Genomic DNA, 15,584 nt, shown 5'->3' with positions numbered 1-15,584 from the left:
ATGAAATTCGACACTCCCGCCGGTACCAATCCCATCGACCAGGGCAAGATCGTCGGCAAGCCGGTCGACCGCATCGACGGCCCGCTCAAGACCACCGGCATGGCGCCGTACGCGTATGAGCATCATGATCTGCCCGGCAAGGCGGCCTATGGCCACGTGGTCGGCGCCGGCATTGCCAAGGGCACGATTCGCAGTATTGATTTGAGCGCTGCGCGCAATGCGCCCGGCGTGCTCGGCATCGTCACCGCGCAAAACGCCGGCAAGCTGCAAAAGGGCAAGCTCAATACGGCCAAGTTGTTGGGTGGCCCGGAGATTCAGCACTATCACCAGGCAATTGCGGTGGTGGTGGCGGAGACATTTGAGCAGGCACGCGCGGCCGGACAGTTGATCAAGGTGGACTACGGCCGCCACGTGGGCGAATACGATCTGGCACGCGCACGTCCCAAGGCCGAGGTCACCAAGGAAGGCGGTGCACCGAACAGCACTGTCGGCGATTTTGCCGGTGCGTTTGCGGCCGCACCGGTGCAGCTGGATGCCGAATACACCACGCCCGATCATTCCCACGCGATGATGGAGCCGCATGCCTCCATCGCCATGTGGGAAGGCGACAAGCTCAATGTCTGGACCTCCAACCAGATGATCAACTGGGGTGCCGGCGATCTGGCACGCACGCTCGGTCTTCCGCCGGAAAACGTGCGCCTGATGTCGCCGTATATCGGGGGTGGGTTCGGCGGCAAGTTGTTCCTGCGTGCCGACGCCGTGCTTGCTGCACTGGCCGCGCGCCAGGTGAAGCGGCCGGTGAAGGTGATGCTGTCGCGGCCGTTGATTGCCAACAACACCACCCATCGCCCGGCGACCGTGCAGCGCATCCGCATCGGCGCGCAGCGCGACGGGAAGATCACTGCCATTGCGCATGAGAGCTGGTCGGGCGATCTGCCTGGCGGTGCACCGGAAATTGCTGCCTCACAGACGCAGTTGTTGTATGCCGGTGCCAATCGCCTGATCACCACACGCCTGGCCGTGCTGGACCTTCCCGAAGGCAACGCCATGCGCGCGCCTGGCGAGGCACCGGGATTGATGGCGCTGGAAGTGGCCATGGACGAAATGGCCGAGAAGCTGGCCATGGACCCGGTGAAGTTCCGCGTCGTCAACGACACCCAGGTGGATCCCGAAAACCCGCAGCGGCCGTTTTCGCAGCGGCAGCTGGTCAAGTGCCTGGAAGACGGGGCAAAACAATTTGGCTGGTCCAAGCGCAAGGCCAAACCCGGCAGCACCCGTGATGGGCGCTGGCTGGTGGGCATGGGCGTGGCGTCGGCATTCCGCAACGCGATCGCCACCACCTCCGGTGCACGCATGCGCCTGGAGCAGGGCGGCCGCGTGGTGGTGGAAACCGACATGACCGATATCGGTACCGGCTCTTACACCATCATTGCGCAGACGGCCGCCGAGATGCTCGGCGTGCCGCTGGACTGGGTAGACGTGCGCCTGGGCGATTCGAGCTTTCCTGTCTCGGCCGGTTCCGGCGGGCAGTGGGGCGCCAACAGTTCCACCGCCGGCGTGTATGCGGCGGCGGTGAAACTGCGCGAGGCCATCGCCACGCAACTGGGCCTGGATCCAAGCAAGGCCGAATTTGCCGACGGGCACGTGCGTGCCGGCGGCAAGCGCATCGCCTTGGGTGATGCCGCTGCCCAGGGGCCGCTGGTGGTCGAGGACAAGATCGAGTTTGGCGACCTGGCCAAGAAGCAGCAGTTGTCCACCTTCGGCGCGCATTTTGTCGAGGTCGGCGTGGACGTGGTGACCGCCGAAGTGCGCATCCGGCGCATGCTGGCCGTGTGTGCGGCCGGGCGCATCCTCAACCCCAAGACCGCACGCAGCCAGGTGATTGGCGCGATGACCATGGGTGCCGGCTCGGCGTTGATGGAAGAGTTGGTGGTCGACAAGCGGTTGGGCTTTTTCGTCAACCACGACCTGGCCGGCTATGAAGTGCCGGTGCATGCGGACATCCCGCATCAGGACGTGGTGTTCCTGGAAGAAACCGACCCGATGTCCTCGCCGATGAAGGCCAAGGGCGTGGGCGAGCTGGGCATCTGCGGGGTCGCCGCGGCAATCGCCAATGCGGTCTACAACGCCACCGGCGTGCGCGTACGCGACTACCCGGTGACGCTGGACAAGCTGCTGCCACACCTGCCTGAGCCGCTGCGCGCGTGAATGCAGTGGCGGCTCCTGTCAGCCACGGTATGCCGGCTGCCACCGCGTGGCCGGCCTGGCCGGAGTACGCCCTGCACGATGATCTGTTGCCGACGTTGTCCGCCTGGCACCGCGCCGGCCAGCGCGTGGCGCTGGCCACGCTGGTGGAGGTGCGCGGCTCCTCGCCGCGCCCGCTCGGCAGCCAGATGGCGATCAGCAGCAGCGGACAGGTGGCCGGGTATGTGTCGGGCGGTTGCGTTGAAGCGGCGGTCGCGCATGAAGCCCTGGCGGTCCTGCAGGATGGCTGCCCGCGCTTGCTCGATTACGGCGAAGGCAGCGAGGTGCTCGATATACAGCTGAGCTGCGGTGGGCGCATCGGCGTGCTGGTGTGTGCGGTGCAGGATCTGGGCGGGTATCTCGCGCGTTGGCGCAATGCGCGCCAGCACCGTCGCGCGTTTCATGTTGCGCTGGATCGCATGCACGGCACGCTGCGTTACCTGGCTACACCGAGTGATGCCACTCCCGGCGAATTCGTGATCTCGCGGCCGCCGCCGCTGCGGCTGGTGCTGGTGGGTGCGGATCCGTCGGTACTGGCGCTGGTCGCGCTGGCGACGCAGGCCGGGATCGAAGTGCGCGTACTGCGCCCGCATGGCCCGGTCGAACCGCCATCGGGGCTGGCCCCAGAGCACTACGATCGCCGTGGTCTTGCGCAGGCGTTGGCAGAGGTGGAACTGGACGCACACTGCGCGTTGTACAGCCTTGCCCACGACGGCGACATCGATTTGCAGGTTGCCCATCACGGCCTGTCGTCTCAGGTGGCCTGCATCGGCATCCTGGGTAGTCGCAATAAACGGCAGGCACGATTGCAGGCCCTGCGCGCGCTCGGTCATGACGATGCCGCACTGGAACGCGTGCGCCTGCCGGCCGGCATCCGCCTGGGGCCGTCGTCGCCGCATGGCATCGCGCTTGGCATCATCGCCGAAGCCACGCAAGCAGTGGCCGATCTCCAGGCTGCAGCGCTTTAGGATCTTTCGTTTTTTTCGAGCCCTGGGCGCATTGCGCGTAGGGCGGCATGCGCAAGCCTGGGTTGCTGCCAGCGTGATCGCCGGGCGTTGCCTCGGCATCATCCCCGAAACGCTGTTCTTGGTGGTCGTTCTCTAGGTCGCAGTACGTCAGGACTTATCGATTCGCTTCGTGCCGACATCGCTCACCGAGCGTGACGCGCAACGTCGTAGTGCACTGCAGGTCGCGCTAGTCGCTATGGTGCGCGTGTCCCGGCTTGACGATAGCGCCATCGCGAAGAGTTCTCTCCAGCAGTCGTAATGTTGTGCGTAAAGCAGCGAAAAACTTGGTGGCCATGTCTGCACATCTGCTACACGCGGCTATGCGGCGCGATCAATCACTACGCAGATGAGACTTCTCTCGCCGTCGTGCGATTGCGCATAAAGATCCAGCGAGCGCCGTGGTCGCGCATCCACACCGCCGCTGCGCGCGGCTTTGCTGTGTGGTCACCCACTGCGCACATGTTTGGCCCTACGCTGCAGGCATCCTTACACGCAAGACAACCCGCTCATGATCGCTTTGCTTCCAGCGCACGCCGCGCCATCACGCACCGCCGCGCACGCGCGCCACACCGTGGTGGCAGCGCGATCATGTGTGCAGCATTGCAGTGCGCCGGCTGATACGTCAGTGCTTGCTGCATGGCGTGCGGAGCGCAGCGCGTGACCAGCGACCATGCCGCGTTGGTGTTGGCGGCAGGCGCGGCGCGGCGGCTCGGTCGCTCCAAGCAATTGCTGACGCGCGATGGCGAACCCCTCGTGCGGCGCGCAGCCCGCATTGCATTGCAGACCGCGCCGCGGCGCTGTGTGGTGGTGGTGGGGGCCGATGCCGATTTGGTGATGGAGGCCTTGCGCGGCCTGGATGTGGAAATCGTGCGGCATGCCGGCTGGGCCGACGGCATGGGCACCAGTCTTGCCGCGTTGCACGCGCACGTACACGAAGACACCACGCTGCGCCGCAGCCTGATCCTCGGCTGCGACCAGCCCGCGCTGGACACGCCGCATCTGCGCAGCTTGCTGGAAGAAGCCGATCTGGCCGCATCGGGTTGCGCCACCAGCGGCTATGCAGGCGTGCGCGGGATTCCGGTGGTAGTCACGCACGCGGTGTGGAACGAAGTGCCGCTGTTGGCCGACACCGGCCTGCGCGCGCTGTTCGCCAGCCTGGATGCGCAGACGCTGTGCTGCGTCACCGCACCGGCACTCGCCCTGGACGTGGACACCCCGGCCGACCTGCTTGCTGCGCAAGCGCGTGGCTGGATCGATGCAGATTGAGCCGCGCGTGCTGTTGGTATAGATAGGCCGGTTAGCAAGTGTCCGCGGCACGTCGCGAAGTGCTGCATCGCCAATGCGTGCAGTGTCGATGCCTTGCTATGCCGCACGGATGTGCGTTATCTCAACCTACGCGAGGTGACGTACACACTGCACCAGCACGCGACGGCAGCGGGGCACGCGGCGAGCATCTCAACAACGCGTTGCGCTGAAAAACACACTGCGCGTAAGCGGCTGTAATTGCGGTGCGCGGTGGTTCAAGTGCATCGCCGAGTGCATCGCTATGAGACGCCTAGTCGCACCGCTGCATCGCCCAGCTCACGGCGCGGCACCGATCGCATGCGTGACGCGGGCATGACCAGTCGCGCGGTTGGTGCAAAGCAGCCAAACCAACACAGGCGGTGCAGCCATGCACCATCTACCAGACACTTCACGATCTAGCGGCAACGCGCAGTTTGTGACCATCGCCGCGTGCCGTCGCGCTCTGCTCCAAAGCGCCCACACCAACGCAAAAGGTGCCGCCCTGCACCTTCTGCGAGTCAGTTCAATGTGCGGTCGAAGCGCTCAGATCCAGAGCACCACGGCTTCGCGAATCACCAGGACATAGCCAACGACCATGGCGGTCTTGACCGGGAATTGGAACTTCCTCAGCAGATACATGCAAACCCTCCCCAGAGGCACTTATCTGTATCGGAATGTAGCGCTGCGCGTGACGTGTGTCACGTAAGAATTTTCCTACCGGCGAGCCAGTGTCCGCCTGACGGCGCCAGCCATAGCCACAGGCACATGCTGGCTATGCCGGACGCGGGGCCTTGGGCCACTCTCCCGCGGCCCCTTGAGTAAGGGCGCGCCGGCACACCCGCCAGACACCGATTCCCATGCAGGCACCGCCGCTCCAGGCCGGTTGTCTCGCTTCGCTGCATCACCGGCCGGAGGGCCAGATGGACGACTCCCGTTACGTCGTACGTATCCATTCGGAAAAGAACGGCTGGTGGGTCACGCGCCCGCAGTGGTCGCCACTGCGCTACCTGAGAGAGCAGGGCGCCCTGGCACAGGCCGAACTGATGGCGAAACTGCACTGCCTGACCACCGGCGAGCCGAGCGGCGTGGTGCTCAATACCGGCGACGGCGATCGTTTGGTCCGGCGTTACGGCTGAGCTTGCGACCTCGCGGACAGGAGCTGGCGGCGTCTTCCAGCGGCAAGCGCAACCAACTTGTCCTGAGATCAGCCGTCGGTGGAGAAGTCCCCGCAGGTGCCCGGTTGCCTGACAGACCGGTGCGCACATGTCCGAGGCGTGCGCACAGGAAAACCCGATCCATCCCCGCGCTTTGCGCAGGCACGCCGGTCGGCTAGATTCGGGTGATCGGCCACGCTTGGACGATCCGCCACTGCGCGGCCATCTGCCAGGATCTCCACCGCTCGTGACCCCACCCCCTGTTGCACTGATCCAGAACGACATTGTCGTGTTCGGTCTGATCGCCGCCACCCTCGGCGCCGTGTTCTGGACATCCGCCCGCGAACGCGGCCCCTGGCAGCGGTTCTACGCAGTGGTGCCGGCCTTGTTGCTCTGCTATCTGCTGCCGGGCATCTACAACACGGTAGGGCTGATCGATGGCGCCAACACGTGGCTGTACAACCCGATCGCCCGCGACGTGCTGCTGCCGGCCGCCCTGATCCTGCTGACCCTGAGCATCGACCTGCGCGCCATCCTGCGCCTGGGCCCCAAGCTGGTGGCGATGTATCTGGGCGCATCGCTGAGCATCATGCTGGGCGCGGTGGTCGCGTTCTGGGTGATGCGCTGGCTGCACCCGGCCACCGTGGCCGGCGATACCTGGGCTGGCATGGCGGCGTTGGCCGGCAGCTGGATCGGCGGTGGCGCCAACATGCTGGCGATGCGCGAGGTATTCGCGGTGAATGCCAGCACGTTCGGGCAATTTGCCGTGGTCGATGTTGGCGTGGGTTATGTGTGGATGGCGGTGCTGATCTTCCTGGCCGGGCGCGCCCGCAGCATCGATGCGCGCAGCGGCGCCGATACCCGCGCACTGGATGCCTTGCAGGAGCGCATGGCGCGCTTCCAGGCCGAGCACGCGCGCATTCCCAGCCTGTCGGACCTGATGGTAATTGTGGCCGTGGCGTTCGGCGGGGTGGGCCTGGCGCATGCGCTCGCCAACCCCTTGGCCGGCTGGTGCAAGGTGAACCTGAGCTGGGCGCGCCAGTTCAGTCTGGACACGCCGTTCGTGTGGGTCGTGGTGCTGGCGACCAGCCTGGGCCTGCTACTCAGCTTCACCCGCGCACGCACTTTGGAAGGCGCGGGCGCCTCGAAGATCGGGACCTTGCTGCTGTATTTCCTGATCGCCTGCATCGGCATGCAAATGGACCTGCTGGCCTTGCTCGATCGCCCGTGGCTGTTCCTGCTCGGGCTGAGCTGGATTGCCGTGCACATCGTGCTGTTGTTGGGCCTGGGCCGCCTGCTGCGGGTACCGTTCTTCTATTTCGCGATCGGCTCGCAATCCAACATCGGCGGGCCGGCTTCCGCGCCGGTGGTCGCTGCGGCCTTCCATCCCGCGTTGGCGCCCGTGGGTGTGCTGCTGGGCACCATGGGCTATGCCACCGGCACCTACCTGGCGTATCTGGTCGGCATTACCTTGCGGGCGATGGCCGGGGCAGGTTAACGCTGCCTTGCCGGCGTCATGGAGCGATTGCCTGCAACAGCTCCATGAGCTCTGCGGTGGGCTTGGTTGACCGCAGTAAACAGATGGTCACTTGCTGGACCTTCCCGCACCGCACGCGTCCACCTGACGAGGATTGCATGCGGCACGGTTTGCCAAGCAGCTTATTGCTGGATCACCCGGCGCTGCTCGTCCTGCTGCTGGGCCTGCGGATGCGCGTGCTGCTGGTTGTGCTGCTGCAGCTGGCCGACATTGGTCTGCGCCGGTTCGTTGGCCGCGGCCGCCGTCTGCACATGGCTGCGCAGATGGGTGGGGTCGTCCATGCGGCCCTGCACCGCGATCAGGCTATCGCCATCGCGGTTGGGCACCAGATGATCGATCCGCTGCAGGCCGTCGTTGCCTGCCCGCGCAGCCACGCTGGCGGCAGTGTTGAGAAACGCGGTGTCGTCGCGCAGCCCCAGCCGCTCGCGCTGGCCATCCAGTTGCACCACGGCATCGTTGAACAGCTGGCTGCCCGGCTGCAGCGACGCGCCGCGTGCCTGGTCGGGCGATTGCATGTCCTGCGCCTTGATCACCGAGTCCACCCCGTGCAGGTCCAGGCGGTGCTTGAGCATCATGCCGGGTACCAGCCGCTGCCCGAACGACAGCGGGTCCGGCTCCGGCAATTCGATCTGGTGGCCAGCCGCATTGGGCATCGTCCACTTCAGCGGAATGCTGTCTTCCTGCAGATGGGTGAGGATTTCGTTCTTGACGTGGTAGCCGCGAATCAACTCCTCGCTGGCGTACTGCTTGGCTGCCGATGCATCCAGGCCCTCGCGTTCGAGGGTACGGTCGTTGACGCCGGCCGCGTTGTACGTCACCGCGGGAATGTCGTTGACCATGGCCGATGCCGATGCCAGACCACCGCCCAACGAATGGCCGGAGATCACCACCTGGTCGCCGAAGGCGTGTTTGGCCTGGCTGCCGAGCTGGATTGCCGATGCATATTGCGCATCGTCGAAGCCCAGGCCCTGGCCGATGTTGTGCTTCCAGTCCTTGCCTTCGTCGGTTCCGCAAAAACCGAGTACCACCTGGCCTTGATCGTTGCGATAGAACGCGGCATCGAAGCCGCTTTTTGCGTCGTGCAGCAGTGCCGGATCGATGCCGGCCTGCTGCAGCGCACTGTCGTCCATGCGCGACCAGCCGTTGGCCAGCGGCGCAAAGGTTTCGGCACCGCCTTCGCGGCGTTGATTGGCAGTGGCATAGAGATCTTGCAGCAGCTCCGGAAATTGCCGGTCCTGCGGCTGCGGTTGTTGTCCGCGCATCGACTCTGCGAACGGAGTGGATGCGGCGGTGGAGGATGTGGATTCTGACGGGGACATGCGCGGTTCCTTGCGTGCGTCGTGCGGAAAGCGCGCTTAGCGGCTGCTTTCCACGGGAATGTTGTGAGCGCTCAACCATGCGCGCACATCCGATCTGACCTGTTGTCCGGTGGCATTGAGCAGACGGTCCGGCGTGGTGAAGAAATACGCCTGGAAGGTCTTCTGCTGTGCATTGCGCACCGTGGGGTTCACACCGGCCTTGAGCAATTGCAACACTGTCGGGCTGGAGGCGCCGCTCTGCGCGGCCAGATGCAGCAGGCTGTTACCGGTATGGTCGACGCGCTGCACGTCGGCGCCTGCGTCGAGCAACAGGCCGATCTGCGCATCGCGCTTGCTCTGCACCGCGCGGAACAGCGGCGTCCAGCCGGCACGCGCGCTGACCACGTCGATCGGTGCCTTGTGCTGCAGCAGAATCTTCAAGTATTGCGGGTCCTGCGCCATGGCGGCCATGTGCACGACCGTTTCCTGGTCCATGCCCGGCAACGCCGGGTCCGCGCCTGCATCGAGCAGCGCGTCCAGGGCGCGGGGTTGTTCGTTCCAGATCGCCCATTCCAGCAAGGTCACGTTCTGATCGCCATGTGCGGCCAGATCGACGGTGGGGGCGAGCGTTTTGATCCGTGCGATGTCGCCGTGCGCGATGGCGTTGGCGATGTCGGTCAGACCGGGGTCGCGGAAAGCGACGGCATGGTCCTGCAGCGTAGCTGACATGGTGGTTTGCTCCTTGGCACCGGGCGAGGCGGTGCATGAGACCGCGAAGAACGAGGTCGCAAGAACGAGCAGGGTGGGGAATCGCGTCTGCATCGAAATCTCCTTCTCCTGATCGCATTCCTGATGACGCTGCGGCACGTCCCGCCACAGCGGGGCCGATCCTACCAGCTGTAAAAATCGCAAGCGGTAAGATTTCGTGACATAGGCGCGTAACCGGGCGTCTGGCTGGGTCTGCTTGGCGACTGACCTTGCCGACGGGCGCGCGGGCGTCTTCGTCCCCTGTGCGGGCGCTGCGCCACAGCCGACGGTCACGACCGGGTCGGCATAATGGCGCTTTGCAAGCAGATGGGTGCAATGGCGTACGAGCTACTGATCAGTGACTGCGATGGGGTTCTTGTCGACAGCGAAATCCTGGCCGACCGGGTAATGCGTGAGGCGCTGGCAGCGTTCGTGCCGGCCGAGCCGTTGGAACATCTGCTGGAAACCACGTTCGGGCAGACCACGCGCGAGGTATTGCGGCGGGTGGAAGAACACTTTGCGCTGCAGTTGCCGGAAACCTTGCTGGCGCAGATCCAGGCGCGCAGCGAAGCCTTGATCGCCGCCGAGGTGCAGCCGATTGCGGGCGTGCGACAGGCGCTGGAGCAGATCCCGCTGCCGCTGGCGGTGGCCTCCAATAGCCGCCGCCACAACGTGATTGCATCGGTGGAGCGGGCCGGGCTCACGGCGCGTGCGGCAGGGCGGATCTTCAGCGCCGACATGGTGGAGCGGCCCAAGCCCGCACCGGATGTTTACCTGCTGGCCGCGCGCACGGCCGGTGTAGCACCGGAGCGTTGCCTGGTCATCGAAGACAGCCCCACCGGTGCGACCGCCGCGCTGGCGGCCGGCATGCAGGTGCTGGGCTTTACCGGTGCCAGCCATATTCCGCAAGGGCACGGCGACACCCTGCGACGGATCGGCGTGCTGGAGGTGTTCGACGATATGCGCGATTTGCACGCATTGTTCGAGCGGCTCGCGCAAACGCGCGCTGGTTGAGGGTGTCGCGTCGTTGCTTCGTTTGGCTGCAGTCAGTGCTTGGATCAAAAGTCTGGTCGGTCGCGCGTGCGGTGCCCTCACCGCTTGCGGGACACGCCGCAAGTACCTCCCTGTAGGCTCGGTGGCGGCATCCATGCCGCCACACGGTCCCGCAAGCGGCGAGGGCACCGCACCAGAACGTTCGTAGGTCGCTTTGTTGAAAGCCTGCCTGTTAGTCGTCGCGTTGCGACGCTGATCGGACGCGCCGTCAGTCGCCGTCATCCAAAAAACGCGCTTATTGCGCTGCGTGCAACCATGCACACCGACACGCCTGACTGGTCCTTGCCCGCTCACCGTCGCGGGACCTTACGCGGCATGGATGCCGCGTAAGAGCTTACAAGGACGTACTTGCAGCGTGTCCCGCGATGGTGAGCGGGCAAGGGCCCTGCAGCCAAGCCACAGATCAGCCTGTCCAGCTTGCGACGTGTCCCGCGACGGTGAGCGAGCAGGCTGTGCAGCCAAGCCGCAGATCAGCCGCTCTACCTTGCAGCGTGTCCCGCGACGGTGAGCGGGCAAGGGGGCCTCCACCCAAGCCGCAGATCAACCGCTCTGCAGCCAATCTGCCGCACCGTCCAATCGCATAAAGAAAACCGCATTTCGCGTCCACATCAACGCAACAGGGCGCGATTCGCATCGCGCCCTGTTGCGTGTGCATCTATCGATCACGATTACCGATCAACAGCAGCGGAACCCGCCCTTGCCGCCGTAACGCGCTTCCTGGCGTTCGCGGAAAAACGCCGGGTAGTCCATGACCGGTTTGTCCGGATGTTTCTCCAGCATGTGGCGCACGTAGTTGTCGTAGTCCGGGATGCCGCAGCACAGGCGTGCGGTCTGCACCAGGCGGCGCCAGATGCGGCGATGGGCCTGGTATTGGCTGGCAAGAACGAGTTGAGTGCCCATTACAGATCCGCCATCTGGTGTGGCTGCAGTGCCACGTACGGGGTTTCGCGATCGCTGCGCTGCGGGCTGCGGCGGGCGACCACGATCGTTTTGACTGCGTAGATCAGGATCGAGCCCACCACGAACAGGAACAGCACCGTCAGCCCGGTGTTGACGTAGGCGTTGGTGACGATCTGCTGCATCTGCGGCACGGTCTTGGCCGGTGCGGTGATGGTGTTGCTGGCGATGGCGGCCTGGAACTTGTGCGCCTGCGCCAGGAAACCCTGCGCCGGGTTGCTGTCGAAGATCTTGATCAGCCCGGCGTAGGTGGTGCACAACAGCAGCCACAGCGCCGGCACGATGGTGACCCAGGCGTAGCGGTCACGCTTCATCTTGAACAGCACCACTGTGCCCAGCATCAACGCGATGCCGGCCAGCATCTGGTTGGAGATGCCGAACAACGGCCACAGCGTCTGGATACCGCCGAACGGATCGATCACGCCGGTGTAGAGCAGGTAGCCCCACAGCGCCACGCAACCGGCGGTGGCGATGATGTTGGCGGTCCACGATTCGGTCTTCTTCAGTGCCGGGATGAAGTTGCCCAGCAGGTCCTGCAGCATGAAGCGGCCGGCACGCGTGCCCGCGTCCACTGCGGTGAGGATGAACAACGCTTCGAACAGGATCGCGAAGTGGTACCAGAACGCCATCGTGTTCTCGCCCGGCAGCACGTGGTGCAGGATCTGCGCGATGCCTACCGCCAGCGTGGGTGCACCACCGGCGCGCGCCAGGATGCTGTGCTCGCCGATGTCGCGCGCGGTGGCTTCCAGCACTTCCGGGGTGATTGCAAAGCCCCATTCGCTGACCTTGGCAGCCACTGCGACGGTATCGCTGCCGACCAACGAGGCCGGGCTATTCATGGCGAAATAGATGCCGGGTTCGATGATCGACGCGGCCACCAGCGCCATGATCGCCACGAACGATTCCATCAACATGCCGCCGTAGCCGATGTAGCGCATGTGCGCTTCGTTGGCGAGCAGCTTGGGCGTGGTGCCGGAGGCGATCAACGCATGGAAGCCGGACACCGCACCGCAGGCGATGGTGATGAACAGGAACGGGAAGATGCCGCCCTTCCACACCGGGCCATCGCCGCTGGCAGCGAACTGGGTGAGCGCCGGCATCTTGAGGTCGGGCATCACGATCAGGATGCCGATCGCCAGGCCCAGGATGGTGCCGATCTTGAGGAAGGTGGACAGATAGTCGCGCGGTGCCAGCAGCAGCCATACCGGCAGCACCGAGGCGATGAAGCCGTAGCCGATCAACATCCAGGTGATCTGCTTGGCGGTGAAGGTGAAGGCAGGGCCCCAGGTCGGGTCGGCGGCCACCTGGCCACCTAGCCAGATCGCACCCAGTAGCAGGATCAATCCCACCACCGAAATCTCGCCGATCTTGCCGGGGCGGATGTAGCGCATGTACACGCCCATCATGATCGCGATGGGCATCGTCGCGATCACCGTGAACATGCCCCACGGGCTCTCGGCCAAGGCCTTGACCACCACCATCGCCAGCACCGCCAGGATGATGATCATGATCAGGAAGGCGCCGAACAGCGCGATGGTGCCGGGCACCTGGCCCATCTCTTCGCGCACCAGGTCGCCGAGCGAGCGGCCGTTGCGGCGCGTGGACAGGAACAGCACCATGAAGTCCTGCACCGCGCCGGCCAGCACCACGCCAACCACCAGCCACAGCAGGCCGGGCAGGTAGCCCATCTGCGCGGCGAGCACCGGGCCGACCAACGGCCCGGCGCCGGCGATCGCGGCGAAGTGGTGCCCGAACAGCACGTGCTTGTTGGTGGGCACGTAGTCCAGACCGTCGTTATTGGTCACCGCCGGGGTGGCGCGGGTGGGGTCGAGCTGCATCACCTTGTCGGCGATGAACAGGCCATAGAAGCGGTAGGCGATCAGATAGATCGACACCGCCGCCACCACGATCCACAACGCGTTGATGTGTTCGCCGCGCCGCAGCGCCACGGTGCCCAAGCAGAACGCGGCCAGCAGCGCCAGCGCGCCCCAGGCCAGCTTCGAGATACCTTTCATGCATGCCCCTCAGGAACGATCCCGCTAAGGGTCCTCCCGCCGGCTGTCCGCGGTCAATGGTGCCGCCCGGGGATCGGGTAAGCCTTTGGTCGTATGGTGTCTGGCATTGCAGTGCGGCATTGCGCCTGCGCGCCGCGGCGTTTTGGAACGGTCGGTTGCACGTGTCGCGATTGGGCGCCATGCCAGCGGCCTCCATCATGCAAGGCATCCACTTGCGCACAGGGAGCGTTCGATGAGCGACACCACCACCTCCACGGCGGCACACGTGCTGCGGACCATTCGCGGCATGCCCACCTCCGACGGTGCCGGGGTCAAGCTGACCCGCGTGATCGGCACACCGCAGCTGCCGGCACTGGACCCGTTCCTGATGCTGGATGAGTTCGGCACCGAACAGGCCGAAGACTACATCGCCGGCTTTCCGAGCCATCCGCACCGCGGCTTCGAGACCGTCACGTACATGCTCGACGGACGCATGCGGCACAAGGACAACCACGGCAACGAAGGCCTGCTGACCCCAGGCAGCGTGCAGTGGATGACCGCCGGGCGCGGCCTGATCCATTCGGAAATGCCCGAGCAGGAATCCGGGCGCATGCGTGGTTTCCAGCTGTGGGTGAATCTGCCTGCGCGCGACAAGATGAGCGACCCCAAGTATCAGGAATACGCGCCGGACAAGATCCCGGTCGCGTATCCGGCTGCGGGCGTCACGGTCAAGGTGATTGCCGGCGCGGTGGGCGATGTGCACGGGCCGATCGTGCAGCCGGCCACCGAGCCGGTGTACCTGGATATCGCACTGGCGCCGGACACGTCCTGGGACTATCTGCTGCCCGCCGGCCACAACGCGTTCGCGTACGCCTTCGAAGGCGCGGCCACGGTCGGCGAGGGCGAGGGCGCACGCCCGTTGCCGGCGCAGGAGCTGGCGGTGCTGGGCGGTGGCGAGCGGCTGCGGCTGCAGGCCGGTGCTGCCGGCGCGCGCTTGATCCTGGTCGCCGGCCGGCCGATCAACGAGCCGGTGATGCGGCATGGCCCGTTCGTGATGAACACCAAGCAGGAATTGATGCAGGCGTTCGTCGATTTCCAGGAGGGGCGGTTTTGAACCGGGGCGGGTTGCCGCGTGGGAGAAGCGCACATGAGTGATCGCGCCGTCAGTGTCGTCACCGGCGCGGTGCCCTATACGGTCACCGTCCACGATGGCCAGCACCGCTGGATCGGCGACACCCAGCCGGCCAACGGTGGCCAGGATGCGGGGCCGGATCCAGAGGCGCAGGTGCTGGGCGCATTGGGTGCCTGCACCGCCATCACCGTGTCGATGGTGGCCGCGCGCAAGCAATGGCCATTGGCCGCGGTGCACGTGCACCTGCATTACACCCAGCGCGGCGCCGCGGGCACATCGATCACGCGCGCGATCGTGCTGGACGGCGCACTGGACGATGACCAGCGTGCACGTCTGCTGGAGGTGGCGGAGAAGTGCCCGATCCATCGCCTGCTCACCGGCGAGGTGCGCATTGCCACCGAACTGCAGCCGCACGCGCTGGTGGATGCTGCCGGCGGTTCGACGCGCTAATGCGCATTCAGCGCGCGCTGGCGGATGCCGGCGCGCAGCTGCATTAGCGCATTAAGAGCGGAAACGTAGCGAGCAGTCGTCAGGTGGGTGCGGACGGCGCGGAGGAACCGGAGTGTACGTAGGTACATGCCGATTCCGAGCACCGGCCGCGCCCGCCTGGCGGCTGCGCAGTCGTTTTGATGGCTGCTCCAAGTCGTAGTGCGAAGCGATGTGGCTGACCGGCCGCCGCCGGTCTTGCCATCTGCGGGCGTTGTTTAGCGCTGCAGTGCCAGGCTGGCCGGCTGCAGGTCCATGTTCTGCACCAGCGACTGCATCGAGGCCAGTTCTTCGGTGCTGGCGCCGTCGATCCACAGCTGTGCATAGCGCTTCTTGCCCAGCTCCACCACGGTGACGCGGCGTGATTCCATGCCCGGGACCTCGCGGCCGCCCAGATCGAGCTTGTACCAGTAGAACTCCTCTTCCTGGATCTGGCCTTTTTCCGCGCGGCGGTCGCGTGCCAGCGCCATGGCCGGGTCGCGGGTGGTCAGCATCACGCCCACGACCTGGCGGCCATCGGCGGTGGTGGCTTTACAGACCAGGTAATCGGCGCCGGCGAGCTGGGTCCATTGCAGGCCGGAGGCCGGCGGCAATGGCGGGCAGACGGGCGCGGACTGGGCGTGGGCGGTGACGGCGGCCAACAGCAATGACAGGCCGACTAGGCAGGATGCGGACTTCATTCAAGTGTTCC

At 65.5% G+C, this 15,584-nt stretch carries 13 protein-coding genes and 1 other RNA gene; 8 read left to right on the top strand and 6 right to left on the bottom strand.

Annotation, left to right across the window (positions count from 1 at the left end; all coding sequences use genetic code 11):
* The 5 genes from paoC (at position 1) to XCC_RS14110 (ending at position 7,187) form a co-directional block, all read left to right on the top strand.
* Complete coding sequence (gene paoC, locus XCC_RS14130; protein ID WP_011037857.1) at positions 1 to 2,208, top strand: aldehyde oxidoreductase molybdenum-binding subunit PaoC; 2,208 nt, start codon at positions 1 to 3, stop codon at positions 2,206 to 2,208.
* Entirely contained in the window at positions 2,205 to 3,212 is a 1,008-nt protein-coding gene (locus tag XCC_RS14125; protein ID WP_019237466.1) for an XdhC family protein, read from the top strand. The genes paoC and XCC_RS14125 overlap by 4 nt, the downstream gene beginning before the upstream one ends.
* A gap of 696 nt (positions 3,213 to 3,908) precedes the next feature.
* Entirely contained in the window at positions 3,909 to 4,517 is a 609-nt protein-coding gene (locus tag XCC_RS14120; RefSeq protein ID WP_029628898.1) for a nucleotidyltransferase family protein, read from the top strand.
* A gap of 938 nt (positions 4,518 to 5,455) precedes the next feature.
* Positions 5,456 to 5,671 carry a hypothetical protein gene (locus XCC_RS14115; protein WP_011037854.1) on the top strand — a complete coding sequence of 72 codons (216 nt, stop codon included), beginning with the start codon at positions 5,456 to 5,458 and terminating at the stop codon, positions 5,669 to 5,671.
* A 265-nt stretch (positions 5,672 to 5,936) separates the two neighbouring features.
* Positions 5,937 to 7,187, top strand: coding sequence for a DUF819 domain-containing protein (locus XCC_RS14110; protein ID WP_011037853.1), 1,251 nt, complete (start codon positions 5,937 to 5,939; stop codon positions 7,185 to 7,187).
* Positions 7,188 to 7,348: 161 nt separating this feature from the next.
* Here the strand turns inward: XCC_RS14110 and XCC_RS14105 are convergent, their stop codons facing one another.
* Both XCC_RS14105 and XCC_RS14100 read right to left on the bottom strand, forming a co-directional pair.
* Positions 7,349 to 8,545, bottom strand: coding sequence for an XVIPCD domain-containing protein (locus tag XCC_RS14105; protein WP_011037852.1), 1,197 nt, complete (start codon positions 8,543 to 8,545; stop codon positions 7,349 to 7,351).
* 36 nt (positions 8,546 to 8,581) lie between these two features.
* On the bottom strand, positions 8,582 to 9,391 hold the full coding sequence (locus tag XCC_RS14100; protein WP_016944098.1) for an ankyrin repeat domain-containing protein: 810 nt from the start codon (positions 9,389 to 9,391) through the stop codon (positions 8,582 to 8,584).
* Between the two features lie 189 nt (positions 9,392 to 9,580).
* On the opposite strand from XCC_RS14100, the gene XCC_RS14095 reads away from it, so the two are divergent.
* Entirely contained in the window at positions 9,581 to 10,285 is a 705-nt protein-coding gene (locus tag XCC_RS14095; RefSeq protein ID WP_019237468.1) for an HAD family hydrolase, read from the top strand.
* 714 nt (positions 10,286 to 10,999) lie between these two features.
* Here the strand turns inward: XCC_RS14095 and XCC_RS14090 are convergent.
* Together XCC_RS14090 and XCC_RS14085 are read right to left on the bottom strand one after the other, a co-directional pair.
* Entirely contained in the window at positions 11,000 to 11,224 is a 225-nt protein-coding gene (locus tag XCC_RS14090; RefSeq protein ID WP_011037849.1) for a YbdD/YjiX family protein, read from the bottom strand.
* Positions 11,224 to 13,296, bottom strand: a complete 2,073-nt coding sequence (locus XCC_RS14085) for a carbon starvation CstA family protein (RefSeq protein ID WP_011037848.1) — start codon at positions 13,294 to 13,296, stop codon at positions 11,224 to 11,226. Before XCC_RS14085 ends, XCC_RS14090 begins: the two co-directional genes overlap by 1 nt.
* 232 nt (positions 13,297 to 13,528) lie before the next feature.
* On the opposite strand from XCC_RS14085, the gene XCC_RS14080 reads away from it, so the two are divergent.
* Together XCC_RS14080 and XCC_RS14075 are read left to right on the top strand one after the other, a co-directional pair.
* Positions 13,529 to 14,389, top strand: coding sequence for a pirin family protein (locus XCC_RS14080; RefSeq protein WP_011037847.1), 861 nt, complete (start codon positions 13,529 to 13,531; stop codon positions 14,387 to 14,389).
* Between the two features lie 33 nt (positions 14,390 to 14,422).
* Positions 14,423 to 14,857 carry an OsmC family protein gene (locus XCC_RS14075; protein ID WP_011037846.1) on the top strand — a complete coding sequence of 145 codons (435 nt, stop codon included), beginning with the start codon at positions 14,423 to 14,425 and terminating at the stop codon, positions 14,855 to 14,857.
* Between the two features lie 56 nt (positions 14,858 to 14,913).
* On the opposite strand, the gene XCC_RS14070 is transcribed toward XCC_RS14075, so the two are convergent.
* Both XCC_RS14070 and XCC_RS14065 read right to left on the bottom strand, forming a co-directional pair.
* Positions 14,914 to 14,985: non-coding RNA, sX9 sRNA (locus XCC_RS14070), on the bottom strand.
* 126 nt (positions 14,986 to 15,111) lie between these two features.
* Positions 15,112 to 15,573 carry a hypothetical protein gene (locus tag XCC_RS14065; protein ID WP_011037845.1) on the bottom strand — a complete coding sequence of 154 codons (462 nt, stop codon included), beginning with the start codon at positions 15,571 to 15,573 and terminating at the stop codon, positions 15,112 to 15,114.
* Between the last annotated feature and the right edge of the window lie 11 nt (positions 15,574 to 15,584).

The organism is Xanthomonas campestris pv. campestris str. ATCC 33913, assembly GCF_000007145.1.
Taxonomy (GTDB): domain Bacteria; phylum Pseudomonadota; class Gammaproteobacteria; order Xanthomonadales; family Xanthomonadaceae; genus Xanthomonas; species Xanthomonas campestris.
The sequence above is the reverse complement of the archived record's forward strand: the minus strand, read 5'-3'. Positions and strand labels throughout refer to the sequence as shown.